This window comes from Brachyspira sp. G79, assembly GCF_002379365.1.
GTDB lineage: Bacteria > Spirochaetota > Brachyspiria > Brachyspirales > Brachyspiraceae > Brachyspira.
On sequence record NZ_JQIU01000008.1, the window covers coordinates 2332046 to 2347402 of the forward strand.

Genomic DNA, 15357 nt, shown 5'->3' on the forward strand with positions numbered 1-15357 from the left:
ATATCAATATAATTAATATATATAAGTATTTTTTATTTTACTCTGATTAATATTATAAGAATATATAAAGGAATAATTATGAGCGATAGATATATAGTTTGGGAAGATAAATATAAGACAGGCTATAAAAGAATAGATGACCAACATAAAGAATTAATAGAGATTATCAATGATTTATATGATTGTATGGAAAATAGAGATTCAGAAGATGAAAAACTAAAAGAGGTTTTTAAAAATGCTCTTAAGAAAACAGTAGATTATGTTTCATATCATTTTTCATGTGAAGAAAAGATTATGAATGCTATAAAATATGATAAAATAATACCCCATTCATCATATCATAGAGAATTTACAAATACTATTTACAAATATGTTCAGTCTTATGAAGACGGTTCTCTAAAGGCCATTGATGATTTAGTAAAATATTTAAAAGATTGGTTTTTAAATCATATCTTAGTTACAGACAAGAAATTTGTTGCTGAAGTGAAGGAAGCATTAAAGAAACTTTCACAGCAATAGAAAATAGGAGTTTTTTTATTATGAGTGGAAATAATGAAAAAATTGAATGGATAAAATGGGACGATAAATATAAGATAGGCTACAAAAGAATAGATGATCAGCATAAAGAACTAGTGAATATTATTAACAGTTTATATAATTGTATAGGCTATAGTAGTTCGGAGGACAAAAAATTAAAAGAGGCTTTCAAAAATGCTCTTAAGAAAACAGTAGATTATGTTTCATATCATTTTTCTTATGAAGAAAAAATTATGAGTGCTGTAAAATATAGGAGACTATTAGAGCACTCTTCCTCTCACAGGGAGTTTACTCAAACTATTTATGATTATGTTCAGTCTTATGAAAACGGTTCATTAGAAGCTGTACATAATTTGGTAAAATATTTGAGAGATTGGCTTTTAAACCATGTATTAATTTCGGATAAAGAATTTGTTATTGAAGTAATAGAAACATTAAAAGAACTTTCACAGCAAAATAATAATGAATAGGAGTTATAAAAATGTATAATGGAGTTTCTGTAAAAAAGCCTTGGATTAAATGGGATAATAAATACCAAACAGGCTATAAAAGAATAGATGACCAGCATAGAGAACTTGTTAATATTATTAATGATCTTTATGAAACAGGTGTTGTAGGCGATCTTAGCAATGAATATGTAAGAAGATCTTTCAATGCTATTATTAAAAGAACAATAGACTATGCTACTTATCATTTCTCTTATGAGGAAAAGATTATGAAAGCTATAAACTATTCTATAGCAAAAGAGCATATATCTAAACATAGATCTTTTTCTATTAAAGTTGTCGAAGAAGTTAATAAATATGATAACGGAGATAATTTGGTTATAGAAGATTTTATTGAATTTTTAAAAAACTGGCTTATTAATCATATTATAGTTGAAGACAAGAAGTTTATATATGAATTAAAAAACTCTTTAAAAACAATATGTCAAGATGATTCTGATGAAAATAATAATTAATAAGTAATTGATAAAATTTAATAAAAGCCTTAAAGTATTAATTTAATATTTTAAGGCTTTTTAATATTCTGCTCAATTCAAAGTCTGAAACAAGCATGAAAGTTACAAATATTTTTCTATTTCTGTAAATGCCACACCTGCTTTTTCCCCTATATAAATATCAACTATAGAATTAGTAAAGCTGGAAGGTGCAGGATTAATTTCCATAATCTTTGCCCCAGACCTTTTAGCAATATGAGGTATCTGAGCGGCAGGCATAACCTCCCCCCCTGTTCCTATTATAATAAATAAATCGCTTTTCTCAGCATCTTCTATAGAAGAATTAAAAGCTATTGCTGGAAGCTGCTCTCCAAAAAATACAAAATCAGGTTTTAATACAGAAGCACATTTTTCACAAGTTGGAGGATCCATTGAAAGTATTTCTTTTGTTATTTTGTATTTTGTTTTGCATTTAGTACACACTGCATATTTTGCTGTTCCATGAAGCTCATAAACTATTTTACTTCCAGCTTCCTGATGAAGGTTATCTATATTTTGAGTAATTACGCTACGCATTATACCCATCTTCTCTAAATTAGCTAATACTATATGTGCTTTATTAGGCTTTACATCAGTAATAGGATCATAAAAAACTTTTTTTAGCGAATTCCAAGATTCCTTCTGATGCTTCATAAAATAAGATATTTCTGCAAACTGACTTCCATGCTTCTCCCAAAGTCCGTTTTCGCCTCTAAAAGGTGGAACTCCGCTTTCTACGCTTATTCCAGCACCTGTAAACGATACAACATATTTTGATTCTTTTATAATTTTTGCCGCTGACTGATAATCTATCATAATATATCTCCCCCTAACGCTTTATACTATATTATATAATGATAATATATTTTTTACCATAATCCTATTAAAAAATTACTGCTAAATTTATATATTAATTTTTTATTTTCTTATTTGATATAATTCATATACAAAAACATTTTTCAAATTATTATATATTCACTTATTATTTATATATGCTATTATTCACATTTAATCAATTTTCTGTTATAAAAATAAATTTAGAGAGCCATATATAGTAAATATTACTATTAAATAATAATACTCATAAATAAAATAATATTTAAGTTAACAAATTTGATTTTATTTATATAGTAAATATTATTTAAGATAATAATAATCTCCAGAAAAAATATTAATTAATGTTCTTATACTTATATTTTATTTCCCATAAAAAACACATTTAGCTATAATATTTATTGACAGATAACTTTATTATGTTATAATTAAACAATATTAATTATTTATCAATATAAAAATTATTTTAAGGACATATTATGATTAGCAGAACACAAATTATGCGTCTACTAAAATATAAAAATGCTTTAAGACGTATGAAGAGTTTCGGATTTATAAAAGCATATTCAAATAATTTAGGAGACGCAATAGGAATTACATCTGTACAAGTAAGAAAAGACTTCTCACTTTTTAATATATCTGGAAACAAAAAAGGCGGATATAATATAGATGACTTACTTGAGCAAATTGACAGCATATTAGGAAAGCAAATTTCTCATAATATCATCTTAATAGGATATGGTAAAATAGGAAAAGCATTAGTTAATTATAGAGGTTTTGAAAGTGAGGCTATAAAAATAATAGCGGCATTTGATCATAATCCAGAGAAAATAAATAGAGAAGCACCTACTCCAATACTTCCTATAGAAGAATTAAAAGATTTCATTATCAATAATAAAATAGAAGTAGCTATATTAACTGTACCAGATTTAGAAGCTCAAAGAATGTTTGATGTTATTTGTAATGCTGGTATTAAAGGGGTTTTAAACTTTGCTCCTATTAAACTTTTGGAAAGACCAGACTGCATTATCAATGATGTAAATATTGCTGATGAGATAGAATCTTTATTCTACTTTATTAATGATGTTAAAGAAGCTGCTCCGCATAAAAAACATAGAGAAAAATCTGAAAAACAGCAGTAAAAATCATTTAATAAAAAATAAAAAGGGACTGTATTTTTTATACAATCCCTTTTTATATATTTGTTATGCATTATCTATTGTAAGTTAAACTCGCTCTAGTTAGTAAATCAACAACTTCTGTATTACCATTTTCCATAGCATACATTAATGCTGTTTTATTAAACTTATCTAAAGTATTTAAATATGCTCCTGAATTAATTAGTAATTCTACTGAAGCATAATCTCCATTTTCGGCAGCAAACATCAAAGCTGTTTTTCCGTCATTATCAGCAATATTCAAATCAGCCTTACTCATAACCAAAGCATTAACTGCATCACTTTTTCCTGCAATTGCTGCCCATATCAAAGCTGTTCTTCCGTCTCGCATTTTAAAATTAATATTTGATTTTCCTATCAAAAGAGAAGAAATAATATCAGTTAAGCCCAATGTAGAAGCCAAAGCAAGCGGTGTAATATTACCATAAGGTCCGTAAGAGGCTACAATATTGGCATCAGCTCCTCGTTCTAATAATATTTTAGCAACTTCATTATTTCCTCTAGCTATAGCATAAAATAAAGCATTAGCTCCATATTCATTTATATAATTAATATCGCTTCCTTTATCTAATAACAATCTTACTATTAAATCATGATTATTAAAAGCAGCAACCATTAATGGTGTCATATTATAATTAATACCGTCATTATTTCCGCTTCTGTAAGTTCCTGTTGTTTTCAAATCAGCTTTAGCATTAACTATCATCTCTACAATACTATAATAACCCTTTCCTGCAGCCTGTAAAAGTGCTGTTGTACCGCCATTTATTTTTATATTAGGATTAGCATTTTTAGCAAGCAGATAAGAAACTATATCAACATATCCTGCATCTGCTGCATAAGTTAAAGCTGTTTTCCCATGTATACATGTAAGATTAACATTAGCATTTTGAGATAACAGTAAAAGAACAGCGTCTTTATATCCTTTTGAAGAGGCTATTATTAAAGCATTATGTCCCTGATTGTCACCAAAGTTTATAAAATTAGAAATAGGACCTTGAGAAATTAATCTTCTTATTCCGTTAGTATCGCCTGTATTAGCATATTCTAATAACTGATCTAATCTTCCTGTATTCGGAGTTTGAGCAAATAGGGTAATAAATGTATTAAAAAATATTAAAATAAAACATAAATAACGCATATTTAATTCTTCCTTTAAAGTATAGAATTTTAGCTATTATCAAATTTCGGAATGATATATATTAATTATTAATGGCTTTGCAATTTATTTTTAGCCAAATTGAATATTATTTTTTAATGCTATATTTATATCCATACTCTAATTTAAATTCATTATATGCATATTACGCACGCAGCATGAAACATTTATATATAATACAAATTAGAATTAATAATTAGATTTATTATAAGAATCGATTAAACGTGCGTTGAATAATGTTATAAATTTAAAAACGCACTTGGGTGGGCAGTTAAAAAATAACAATTAAAGTAAAGGCAGAAAAATAAGCTATTTAAGTAAGAAATAATATTATAAAATTTAAAGGGTGGGGATTAAAATAAATTTAAAAACTTTGTTTTTAATCTATCTTTTATATAGTTTATCAAATTAGGATATATAGCTTTATTTCATTTGATAAATTCATTGAAAACAATATTTTAATTAAAAGTTTTAAAAGTATAAAAATAATTCATAGATATAGAATATATAATAATAAAATGTTAATTTTATAATAAAAATCTAAAAAATATATTATTAATATATTTTTATTTGGTTATTATTTTTAAGAGTAAGTATATAAAGTACATAATATTAGTGTTAAGGTCATTTATTTATGAAAGATATATACAATAAAATAATAAGTGAAAAACATATAGGAAAAGAAACTAATCCAATCAACCAAAAAGATATACTTTCTTTGGCGGGTCATTATTCAAGAAATTATGAAAACAAAAGTAACGGAATAGGACTTGTAATTGTCAATGTTCAAAGAGATTTCGTAGACCCAAAAAAAGGGGCTTTACCAGTAAAAGGGGCTGTCAAAGACGTTAAAAGAATAATACGGTTTATTTATGAAAATTTAGAAGATATATACTCTATTTATACGGCAATGGATACACATTATTATGATTCAATATTTCACCCTTATATGTGGAAAAAAGCTAATGGAGAGGAGATAGAGCCTTTCACTGAAGTAACTTTAGATAAAATTAATTCTAATGAAATTATACCATTATATAAAAAAGAACAGATAGCATATGTAAAGAAACTTAAAAATGAGAATATGAAGAATCTAATTATATGGCCGTATCATTGTCTTTATGGTACAGATGGCTGGCTTATAGAAAAACAGCTTAATAATATGCTTCTATTTTTTGAAAGGGCTAAAGAAACAAATGTCAATAAAATAATGAAAGGCACAGAACGATTTACTGAGATGTACGGAGCTATAAAGCCTGAAATAGTAACCCCTGAAACCAGATTCTTTGATATGGCTTGGGTATATGATTTGAAAAATTATAAGAAAATATGTATATGCGGAGAGGCTAAAGATTTAGGACTTTATGAAACAGTTAAACAGATTTGCATTATGTACTCGGGAGATAAAAATATCACCAAAAAAATTAATGTAATGATGAACTGCGGAAGTTCAATATATGATAATAAAAATATTAATAAGAAATATGAAACTTTATCTGATAAATATGGTATAAAATTGATAGAAGTTTAACTAATAAAGTTATATTTTTGACTTTTTTAGTAAAAGTTGTATACTATAAAAATAAAAAATAATACAATAAAAAGGAGTGTAAAATGAAAGGATTTGCTATGAAAAAGATAGGTGAAACAGGTTGGGTTGAAAAAGAAATACCAGCTTGCGGACCTCTTGATGCTATTGTAAAACCTTTAGCTGTAGCTATATGTACTTCTGATATACATACTATAGCAGGTGCTATAGGTGATAGGAAAGACATGATCTTAGGTCATGAAGTTTGCGGCGAAATACATGAAGTTGGATCTTTAGTAAAAGATTTTAAAAAAGGTGATAGAGTATTAATTACTGCTATTACTCCAGATTGGAGTACAGTAGAAGCACAGGCTGGATATTCTATGCACTCTGGCGGTATGCTTAATGGCTGGAAATTTTCTAATGTAAAAGACGGAGTATTTTCTGAATATTTCCATGTTAATGATGCTGATGGTAATTTGGCTTTACTTCCAGAAGGAATGGATCCTATAGATGCTTGTATGATTTCTGATATGGTTCCTACAGGTTTCCATGGAGCTGAACTGGCTGATATACAATATGGAGATACTGTTTTAGTTATAGGTATTGGACCTGTTGGACTTATGGGAGTTGCTGGTGCTGCTTTAAGAGGTGCTTCTAGAATTATTGCTGTTGGTACTAGACCTAAATGTGTAGAAGTTGCCAAAATTTATGGAGCTAATGAGTTTATCAGTTACAAAAATGGTCCTATAGATGAGCAAGTATTAAAAATGACTAATGGAAAAGGTGTTGATAAAGTTATCATTGCTGGAGGCGGTGTTGAAACTTTCTCTGAAGCTGTTAAATCATTAAAAGCTGGAGGTAAAATAGGAAATGTTAACTATCTTGGGGAAGGTGATAATGTATTAATACCTAGACTTGAATGGGGTGTTGGTATGGGACATAAAGCTATATTTGGCGGTCTTATGCCAGGAGGAAGATTAAGAGCTGAGAAATTAGGTTCTTTGGTTGCTTCTGGAAGATTAAATGTACGTCATTTAATTACTCATGTATATGAAGGCTGGGATCAGCTTCCTGAGGCTGTTAGAATCATGGGGGAAAAACCTGCTGATTTGATTAAACCTGTAGTAAGAATTGCAAAATAATAGATAATAACTAATAAATAAATTGGGCTGGCATTTATTTTTATAAATATTTGTCAGCTCTTTTTATATAATCATACAATTAATACTTTAAATTAAATTACAGCTATGTTATAATATATTATGTAAAGTAAAAAGAATTATTTATTAAAAATGTTTTTTACATATTTGATATTTATAATATTTATATATTATGAAAAATAAAAATGGGGGTGCCTGATGGAATACGATGTAGAATATCTAAAAAATCAAACTTCAATCAATTATGATAAAACTCTATGCTACTGCAAAAATGTTTCATACAGAGATGCTTATAAAGCAATAGCTGATAATAAATTAACTTCTCTTGATGAAGTTGTAGAAAAAACTCAGGCTTCTACTGGATGCGGAGGCTGTAAAGAGCGTATCTTAAGTTTAATAGAATATGCTAAAAAAAATGAATATGCTCCTTTAGATCTTTGATTATAGGTTAAAATTATGATGAATGAAAAAGTACTCAATGCTTTAAAAGAACTTAATATAGATTATCAGGAATTTGAAGAGGCTGGTGTTACAAAGACTGTTGATGATGCTGCTAAAACTCTTAATATAGAAAAAGGGCAGGTAGCTAAATCTATACTTGTAAAGCCGTCTAAAAAAAATTTTGCTATGATTATAGCTTCTGGAGATAAAAAAATATCTTCAAAAAAAATGAGAGAATATTTCGGCTGTAAAACTAGTTTTGCTAATGCAGAAGATACATATAATTTAACTGGATTTACTTTTGGAGGAGTATGCCCTTTTGGTATAGATAAAAGTGTTGATGTATTAGTAGATAAAAGCATGCAAAGATTTGATGCATTATATATTGCTTGCGGAAGCGACAGTTCTTTAGCCAAAATGACTTATGATGAAATACTTAAAAAAATTTCAGGTACTGAAGTAGATTTAACAGAAGATTGATATATTTGTTTCAAAATTAATATGGATAATTATACTTGAAAAATATTTTACAACTGAATGTGATAAAAGTGCAAATTTAAATCATGCTTTGGGCGGGTGCACTTGAAGAAATATAGACCTATAGATTTAATTAAAGTCTATATAAAAAATAAAGCTTTTAAATCTAAAAGGGTGGGTATTAAAATAAATTTTAAAATCTATTTTAACTCCCACCCTATAAATTTTTTAATTCCGTTTGTTATTTATTGCTTATTTTTATCTATTTACTTTGTCTGTTATTCTGTCTGCCCACCCAAGTGCTTTTTTAAAATTAGTATTTTATTTAAAGCACATTTAACTTAATAATCAAAAGCATCTTCATCTATATCCATATAATTTCCAGAGTAATAATTAGCCTTTTCTTTTATAAGCATTAAACGCTTTGGTATCTCCATTAAAAATGATGAAGGTATCTGCTCCATTATACCAGAACTTATTCTTCTTTTTTTGGAGTAGGTGAGATAAAGTTTTCTTTTAGCCCTTGTTATTGCTACATAAAGAAGCCTTCTCTCTTCATCAATTCCTCCTTCCTCTTCAAGCGAGAAATAATGAGGAAAAACTCCCTGCTCCAAACCTGTTATGAATACAGCATCAAATTCTAAGCCTTTGGCATTATGAACTGTCATAAGAGTAATGTAATCTTCGTTTTCATTTTCTGTGTTAATGTCTCTATATAAAGTGTTTTCTTCCAAAAATGTTATGAGTGAAGCATTAGGCTCTGTATTTTTGTAGTCATAAAAACCTCTGAAAAGCTCCTTTATATTTTCTTCTGCTGTTATTACTCTTTCATTGCCTTCGCTTTTAAATATTGAAAAATAATCTATATCTTTTAAAAAGTTAAAAAATATTTCTTCTATATGTATACCGTCTTCATTTGAAATGTCTTCTTTTATTTTTATAGCATATTCTTCTATTATACTTTTGTATGCCTTAATCGATGAAATTACCTTTTTACTTAATGATATTTCATCAGCATAATCAATAGCTTGATAAAGAGTTATTTTTCTGGTATTAGCGAAAGTTTCTATACTGTTAAAACTTTTCTCTCCTATTCCTCTAGGAGGCACATTAATAGTACGTCTTACACTGAAATTGTCTCCAAAACCCATCATAAGCCTTAAAAAAGAAATAGAATCTTTTATCTCAATTCGTTCAAAAAATCCTACCCCTCCTACTATTTTATAGTTTATAGAATGAAGTTTTAATTCTTTTTCATAAGCTCTTGACTGGCTATTAGTTCTAAATAGTATTACTATATCTTTAGCCTCAAATCCGTTATCAAATAAACTCTCTATTTCATTAACTACACTTCTGGCCTCTTCCAGATCGCTATAGCAAATCCAATTCTCTATTTTAAATTCGTTTGGTTTATTAGAAAATACATTTTTTTCATGGCGATTGGTGTTGTTTTTTATAACACTTAAAGCTGCTTCCACTACATCTTTCGGACATCTGTAATTTTCTTCAAGACGCACTATTTTTGTATTTGGATAATCCTTCTCAAAATCGAGTATATTAAGAACATCAGCACCTCTAAATGCATATATACTCTGATCATCATCGCCTACAACTGTTAAATCATTATCAGCATTTTGTGTTAATAATTTTATGAGTTTGTACTGCTGAGGGTTTGTATCCTGAAACTCATCTACCAAAACATATTTGAATCTGTTTCTATAGAAGTTAAGAACTTTTTTTTCTTGTTCAAATAATTTTATGGTGTTTAATATAAGGTCATCAAAATCCATTACATTTTCATTTAATTCATACTCTGTATATTTTTTGTATACATTTTCAAAAATATCTCTGTCAAAAATAATTCCGTCATCCATATTGTTTTTTAGAGATGATATAAATTTGTTTATCATTTTTGGAGTAATACTTTTTGGCACTTTCTCTTCTTTCATTATTCTTTTAATAACGGATAATTTATCGCCCTCATCTAGTATAAGGAAATTGGACTTATAGCCTAAAAAATGAGCATTTTCTTTTAATATCCTAAGACATGCAGAGTGAAAAGTTCTTATAAATAATCTGCTAGGCTTTATATCTGGTACAAGAGCACATACTCTCTCTTTCATCTCATAAGCGGCTTTATTAGTAAATGTAACAGCCATTATATTTTCAGGCGGAGTTTCAAGTTCATTAATAAGATATGCAATTTTTTTAGTAATTACCAAAGTTTTACCACTCCCAGCACCAGAAAGAAGAAGGAGAGGACTTCCTTTATGCAAAATACCCTCTTTCTGAACCTTACTCACATTTTGAAGTATATCCATATTATCACCTTAAAAATTATTTTAGTATGCACAATTATTTTTTACAGTTATTATATATTATTAAGTATAAAACTCAAATATTAGTATATACCTAAACAAATATAGTTTGTCAAAATTAATTTTTTAAATTTAAAATATTTGAAGGGCACAGTTTTTTATGATGTCTGTCTTCAAGTGGCGAAAGAATTGCATTTTATGAAGTCCGCCTGTGACCGAATGAAGTACTGTTAAGTATGGCGTGTGGAGAGAAAAAGTTGAATAAGAGAATTAACAAACTTAAAAATTTTAATATATTAAGTTATCATAATATTTTTGCTGTTTATATATATAAATTTTTTACTATTTATGTTATAATTAATTTTTATAAGGTATAAAAACTTTTCTAAAAACAGCACATTTTTATAATTAAGGATAAAAAAACATGATAAAAAACAAAGAAAGACTTTTATGGATATTTCTTTTAATTTTTGTAGTAGCAATTTCTTTTTTCAACTTTAAAAGTCCTTCTCTTGCTATAGCTCAGCAGGGAAAGGCTCAGTCGGATAATGACTTTTACTATTACAGCCGCTTATTTCAAAAAGTATTTGCCACTTTGCAGCAGAACTTTGTTGATACAAACAGTGTAACAACAAAAAAATTGATGTACGGTGCTATTAAGGGAATGCTTGAGGCAACAGATGATCCATTTACATTTTTGCTTGACGAAGAGCTTAATCAGGCTTTAAATACAGAGATGTCTGGAAGATACGGCGGGGTAGGGCTTTCTATATCAAAAAATGCTGATAAAGGACTTATGGTTGTTTCTCCTATAGAGGACGGTCCTGGTGAAAAGGCTGGTATATTATCAGGAGATATTATCACAGAAATTGACGGTAAAAGCACTAAAGATATGTCTGTTGATAATGCTGCTAATATTATGAGAGGAAAAGAAGGTACTAAAGTTACTCTTACAATAGTACGTGACGGGGTAGCAGAGCCTATTAAATATCCTCTTACAAGGGCAATAATAGAAATAAAAAGTGTTAAATATAAAATGGTTGATGATACTGTAGGATATATAAGAATAACTACTTTCGGTGATGATACAGCTAGAGATTTGGAAGATGCTTTAATAGATCTTAAAAAACAAGGTATGAAAAAACTTGTATTAGACTTGAGAAATAATCCAGGCGGAAGACTTGATACTGCTATTAATATAGTAGAAGAGTTTTTAACAGAAGGAAAAATAGTATATACTAGAGGAAGAACAAAAAATGAAAATCAGGATTATTATGCCTCCAAAAAAGGTGATGAATGGCTAGAAGGGGATATGGTTGTATTAGTTAATCAATATAGTGCTTCTGCTTCCGAAATACTTTCTGGAGCTTTGCAAGATAGCGGAAGAGCTAAACTTTTGGGTGAAACTACATTCGGAAAGTTCAGCGTTCAGTATGTACTTCCTTTGGATACAAGAGATAATACTTCTTTTAAATTTACAGTAGCCCATTACTACACTCCAAATGGAAGAAGACTTCATGGCAAAGGATTAACTCCAGACTTTGTAGTAGTAGAACCAAAATTGAGCAGTACAGATATAACAGCATTAACCGAACTTAGAAAAGGCGGACAAATATCTGCTTATGCTAAAAAATATCCTAATGAAAGTTCTGATGCTGCAGCTTTGCCTGCTTTCAAAGAAGAGCTTAAAAATCAAAACATCATAGCTAGCGATTATTTGCTTGAGCGTTTAATATATAATGAACGTAATTTAGATAATTATAAAGAGATATATGATCTTCGCTATGATAAACAGTTAAAGGCAGCTATTGAATATCTTGAAACAGGAAAAGAGCCTCCTCAGGATAAAGAAGAACCTAGAGAAAACTGGTCAAATGAAAAAGAAGAAAATTAATAATATTTAATTATATGAAAAGGTGATAGTATTTTGATATTATCACCTTTTTTAATGCTTCATTATTTATCATACAATTTGAATAAATCTTATGTCCGATTATCATTAAATAATATTTATAATTTTCTACTGTATGTTTATTGATTGTACTACACTTTTTACATAAGATACCTATTTAATATCGCTCATTAAATAGACTGAGATTAAAAATGGTATTTTTGTATAAATTAATTATATAAAACATAAAAATGATAATAGTTTTTAGAAAGAATATAATAAAAAAGAGAGAGCTATTAAAAAACTCTCTCTTTAATTAATAAGATATACATACAATTAGTCGTCAAATTTTTGTCCCATTAACTGTCCGTCAGAAGTTATAAATAATTCCATAAAGTTATTTAATTTCACTTTGTAATTACCCCATTCTTTTTCTGTCTCTATTATTACAGCATTAGGATAAGTATTTTTTATAGTATTTGCTACAGTTTGAGGCAAAACACTGAAAGGAACTGTATTATATTTACCGTCTATACTATTCCATTCTCCATTATACAAAAACTCTATTTTAGAACCGTTTGACAATTTCACTTCAAATTTTCCGTCATCTCTTTCTGCTTTCCATATCTGAGCATTAGGATAAACTCTTTGTATAAAGCTTCTAGCGTTTTGAGGAAGTGAAGAAGCTGGTACTATCCAATCAGCAAAAGCACTTGAAGTAGAAATAATAGTTAAAGTTATTAATAAAGCAAATAATTTTTTAGTCATAGTAAAATCTCCTTTTAATTTGTTTTCATATGTTCTTGTAAATTATCTTTACAATTATAAGTATAGCCTAAAAGCAGATTTTGTCAATATATTTTACTATAATTTTACAAAAAATTTACTTAAAATTTGTTGTTTTAATAGATATATAATACGTTTAATACGTAGTATTGTAATTATATATTAAGTTATCAAAAATAAGTAAAAAATATTTACTTTAACCTAATATATATACAAAAAAGCCCACATTTATAAAAAATAAACACAGGCTTTTTAATTTTATATATTATAAATAATTAGTATCAAAAAATCTTCTTAACTATTATAGTCTCTTCTCTGCTGGCACCAACAGACACTATAGATATATCTGTTTCTATTACTTCACTTAATCTTTTTAGATACTTTTTAGCATTTTCTGGGAGCTTATCATATTCTCTAATTTCTCTAGTGCTAGTTTTCCAGCCTTCAAACTCCTCATACACTGGCTCAGCTTTTGAAAGTATATCCAAATCAGCAGGATAGCCTTCTAATATCTCACCATTATATTTATAGGCAACACATATTTTTAATTTATCCAAATCATCTAATATATCAAGTCTAGTTACAGCAATAGAATCAAGTCCGTTCACATAAGATGCATATTTTACAACACATGCATCAAGCCAGCCGCATCTTCTTGGTCTTCCAGTAACAGTGCCGTACTCTCCGCCTTTATCTCTTATAGCCTGTCCTATATCATCATGAAGCTCTGAAGGGAAAGGACCTTCTCCCACCCTTGTAGAATAAGCCTTAACTACTCCTATAACATTATCAATCTTTCTAGGTCCTACTCCAGAACCAGTACAGGCTCCTCCTGCAGCAGGATAAGATGATGTTACAAAAGGATAAGTACCATGGTCTAAGTCAAGCATAGTAGCCTGAGCTCCTTCAAATAGTATATTCTTTTTCTCTTTAATAGCTTTATTTAATATTGTAGTAGTATCAGCAATATAAGGTTTTAATCTCTCAGCATATTCCAAATACTCTTTTAAAAGTGCATCATAATCAAATCCGTCATGATTATAAACTTTTTTAAGGAGTTTATTTTTAAGTTCAAGATTAAACTTTAATTTTTTAGCAAAAACTTCTTTATTCATCAAATCAACAATTCTTATACCCAAACGGCTGGATTTATCCATATAGCAAGGACCTATACCGTTTTTAGTAGTACCTAATTTATTTTCTCCAAGATCCTCTTCCTGAAGCTCATCAAGAAGCCTATGATAAGGCATTAATACATGAGCCCTGTTAGAAATTTTAAGATTGGATATATTAACTTTCTTCTCGGCAAGAGCGTCTATTTCACCTAAAAAAACTTTAGGCTCTATAACAACGCCATTTCCTATAACGCAAACTTTATCGTTATAAAGTATACCAGAAGGTAAAAGTCTTAATTTATATTTTACATTATCAACTACAACGGTATGACCTGCATTACTTCCTCCCTGAGAACGAACAACATATTCGCAGTTTTCGGCAAGATAATCCACTATTTTACCTTTGCCCTCATCACCCCATTGAGTGCCTACTATAATTACTGAAGCCATTTTTTAACTCCTTATATTAAAAAATAGATATTTTATGAAAATTTTTATAATGATAAAAAATTTCTATAAAACACACAAGGGCTATTATATGAATATTTTGTAAGAATTTCAAGCTACTTTTAATAGAAATTTCTATTAAAGATAATGTTTTTATTTATAAAGTAATTTTTTAAACATCATTAATATAATTATATATTGTTTTAATATTTTTATAATGCTTTATAATAAAGTAGATTTAAAACTTAAAATATTTTGGATTATTTATGACTGAAGAATTAAAAGCAAAAATACAAAAATTAATATTAGAAGAAAATTATGAAGAAGCAATAAAGCTATGTGATGAAGCCATTGAAAAAGATGATAAAGATGAGGACGCATATTTCAATATGGCTTTTGCAAAAATAAATTTGCAGAGATATAAAGAAGCTATAGAGGGCTACAGTAAAGTTATAGAATTAAATAATAAAAATGAAATAGCGTATATAAATAGAAGTGTATGTT

General features: G+C 28.2%; 15 protein-coding genes. 10 read left to right on the forward strand and 5 right to left on the reverse strand.

What is annotated here, in order from left to right:
• Positions 1-78: 78 nt before the first annotated feature.
• The 3 genes from KQ44_RS11770 to KQ44_RS11780 are packed head-to-tail and all read left to right on the forward strand — an operon-like array spanning position 79 to position 1498.
• Positions 79-519, forward strand: a complete 441-nt coding sequence (locus tag KQ44_RS11770) for a bacteriohemerythrin (protein ID WP_096737570.1) — start codon at positions 79-81, stop codon at positions 517-519.
• Positions 520-539: 20 nt separating this feature from the next.
• Positions 540-1007 (forward strand): bacteriohemerythrin, encoded by a 468-nt coding sequence (locus KQ44_RS11775; RefSeq protein WP_096737571.1) that lies wholly within the window; start codon positions 540-542, stop codon positions 1005-1007.
• A gap of 11 nt (positions 1008-1018) precedes the next feature.
• Positions 1019-1498 carry a hemerythrin family protein gene (locus KQ44_RS11780; protein ID WP_096737572.1) on the forward strand — a complete coding sequence of 160 codons (480 nt, stop codon included), beginning with the start codon at positions 1019-1021 and terminating at the stop codon, positions 1496-1498.
• Between the two features lie 102 nt (positions 1499-1600).
• On the opposite strand, the gene KQ44_RS11785 is transcribed toward KQ44_RS11780, so the two are convergent.
• Positions 1601-2332: an NAD-dependent deacylase gene (locus KQ44_RS11785; RefSeq protein ID WP_096737573.1), complete on the reverse strand. Its 732-nt coding sequence runs from the start codon at positions 2330-2332 to the stop codon at positions 1601-1603.
• A gap of 497 nt (positions 2333-2829) precedes the next feature.
• On the opposite strand from KQ44_RS11785, the gene KQ44_RS11790 reads away from it, so the two are divergent.
• A complete protein-coding gene (locus tag KQ44_RS11790) occupies positions 2830-3492 on the forward strand; it encodes a redox-sensing transcriptional repressor Rex (RefSeq protein ID WP_096737574.1) in 663 nt (220 codons plus the stop codon).
• Between the two features lie 70 nt (positions 3493-3562).
• On the opposite strand, the gene KQ44_RS11795 is transcribed toward KQ44_RS11790, so the two are convergent.
• Entirely contained in the window at positions 3563-4669 is a 1107-nt protein-coding gene (locus KQ44_RS11795) for an ankyrin repeat domain-containing protein (protein ID WP_096737575.1), read from the reverse strand.
• A 652-nt stretch (positions 4670-5321) separates the two neighbouring features.
• Here KQ44_RS11795 and KQ44_RS11800 point away from each other — a divergent pair.
• From KQ44_RS11800 to KQ44_RS11815, 4 genes are all read left to right on the forward strand, one after another.
• Positions 5322-6218, forward strand: coding sequence for a nicotinamidase (locus KQ44_RS11800; RefSeq protein WP_096737576.1), 897 nt, complete (start codon positions 5322-5324; stop codon positions 6216-6218).
• A gap of 83 nt (positions 6219-6301) precedes the next feature.
• Complete coding sequence (locus KQ44_RS11805) at positions 6302-7360, forward strand: NAD(P)-dependent alcohol dehydrogenase (protein ID WP_096737577.1); 1059 nt, start codon at positions 6302-6304, stop codon at positions 7358-7360.
• 216 nt (positions 7361-7576) lie between these two features.
• On the forward strand, positions 7577-7819 hold the full coding sequence (locus tag KQ44_RS11810; RefSeq protein ID WP_096737578.1) for a (2Fe-2S)-binding protein: 243 nt from the start codon (positions 7577-7579) through the stop codon (positions 7817-7819).
• A gap of 18 nt (positions 7820-7837) precedes the next feature.
• Positions 7838-8299, forward strand: a complete 462-nt coding sequence (locus KQ44_RS11815) for a YbaK/EbsC family protein (protein ID WP_096737821.1) — start codon at positions 7838-7840, stop codon at positions 8297-8299.
• A gap of 338 nt (positions 8300-8637) precedes the next feature.
• Here KQ44_RS11815 and KQ44_RS11820 read toward each other — a convergent pair whose 3' ends face one another.
• Positions 8638-10617: a UvrD-helicase domain-containing protein gene (locus KQ44_RS11820; RefSeq protein ID WP_096737579.1), complete on the reverse strand. Its 1980-nt coding sequence runs from the start codon at positions 10615-10617 to the stop codon at positions 8638-8640.
• Between the two features lie 421 nt (positions 10618-11038).
• Here KQ44_RS11820 and KQ44_RS11825 point away from each other — a divergent pair, with 421 nt between their 5' ends.
• Complete coding sequence (locus KQ44_RS11825; RefSeq protein WP_096737580.1) at positions 11039-12508, forward strand: S41 family peptidase; 1470 nt, start codon at positions 11039-11041, stop codon at positions 12506-12508.
• A 333-nt stretch (positions 12509-12841) separates the two neighbouring features.
• Here the strand turns inward: KQ44_RS11825 and KQ44_RS11830 are convergent, their stop codons facing one another.
• A complete protein-coding gene (locus KQ44_RS11830) occupies positions 12842-13273 on the reverse strand; it encodes a PepSY-like domain-containing protein (RefSeq protein ID WP_096737581.1) in 432 nt (143 codons plus the stop codon).
• A 299-nt stretch (positions 13274-13572) separates the two neighbouring features.
• Positions 13573-14856, reverse strand: coding sequence for an adenylosuccinate synthase (locus KQ44_RS11835; RefSeq protein WP_096737582.1), 1284 nt, complete (start codon positions 14854-14856; stop codon positions 13573-13575).
• Between the two features lie 263 nt (positions 14857-15119).
• Between KQ44_RS11835 and KQ44_RS11840 the strand changes: the two genes are divergently transcribed.
• On the forward strand, positions 15120-15357 hold a 238-nt coding region (locus KQ44_RS11840; RefSeq protein ID WP_143277888.1), incomplete at its 3' end, for a tetratricopeptide repeat protein.

What these genes read in the sequence shown, in the direction of transcription:
- KQ44_RS11770 (WP_096737570.1), top strand. Translation starts at nt 79, where the DNA reads ATGAGCGATAGATATATAGTTTGGGAAGATAAATATAAGACAGGCTAT.
- KQ44_RS11775 (WP_096737571.1), top strand. Translation starts at nt 540, where the DNA reads ATGAGTGGAAATAATGAAAAAATTGAATGGATAAAATGGGACGATAAA.
- KQ44_RS11780 (WP_096737572.1), top strand. Translation starts at nt 1,019, where the DNA reads ATGTATAATGGAGTTTCTGTAAAAAAGCCTTGGATTAAATGGGATAAT.
- KQ44_RS11785 (WP_096737573.1), bottom strand. Translation starts at nt 2,332, where the DNA reads ATGATAGATTATCAGTCAGCGGCAAAAATTATAAAAGAATCAAAATAT.
- KQ44_RS11790 (WP_096737574.1), top strand. Translation starts at nt 2,830, where the DNA reads ATGATTAGCAGAACACAAATTATGCGTCTACTAAAATATAAAAATGCT.
- KQ44_RS11795 (WP_096737575.1), bottom strand. Translation starts at nt 4,669, where the DNA reads ATGCGTTATTTATGTTTTATTTTAATATTTTTTAATACATTTATTACC.
- KQ44_RS11800 (WP_096737576.1), top strand. Translation starts at nt 5,322, where the DNA reads ATGAAAGATATATACAATAAAATAATAAGTGAAAAACATATAGGAAAA.
- KQ44_RS11805 (WP_096737577.1), top strand. Translation starts at nt 6,302, where the DNA reads ATGAAAGGATTTGCTATGAAAAAGATAGGTGAAACAGGTTGGGTTGAA.
- KQ44_RS11810 (WP_096737578.1), top strand. Translation starts at nt 7,577, where the DNA reads ATGGAATACGATGTAGAATATCTAAAAAATCAAACTTCAATCAATTAT.
- KQ44_RS11815 (WP_096737821.1), top strand. Translation starts at nt 7,838, where the DNA reads ATGAATGAAAAAGTACTCAATGCTTTAAAAGAACTTAATATAGATTAT.
- KQ44_RS11820 (WP_096737579.1), bottom strand. Translation starts at nt 10,617, where the DNA reads ATGGATATACTTCAAAATGTGAGTAAGGTTCAGAAAGAGGGTATTTTG.
- KQ44_RS11825 (WP_096737580.1), top strand. Translation starts at nt 11,039, where the DNA reads ATGATAAAAAACAAAGAAAGACTTTTATGGATATTTCTTTTAATTTTT.
- KQ44_RS11830 (WP_096737581.1), bottom strand. Translation starts at nt 13,273, where the DNA reads ATGACTAAAAAATTATTTGCTTTATTAATAACTTTAACTATTATTTCT.
- KQ44_RS11835 (WP_096737582.1), bottom strand. Translation starts at nt 14,856, where the DNA reads ATGGCTTCAGTAATTATAGTAGGCACTCAATGGGGTGATGAGGGCAAA.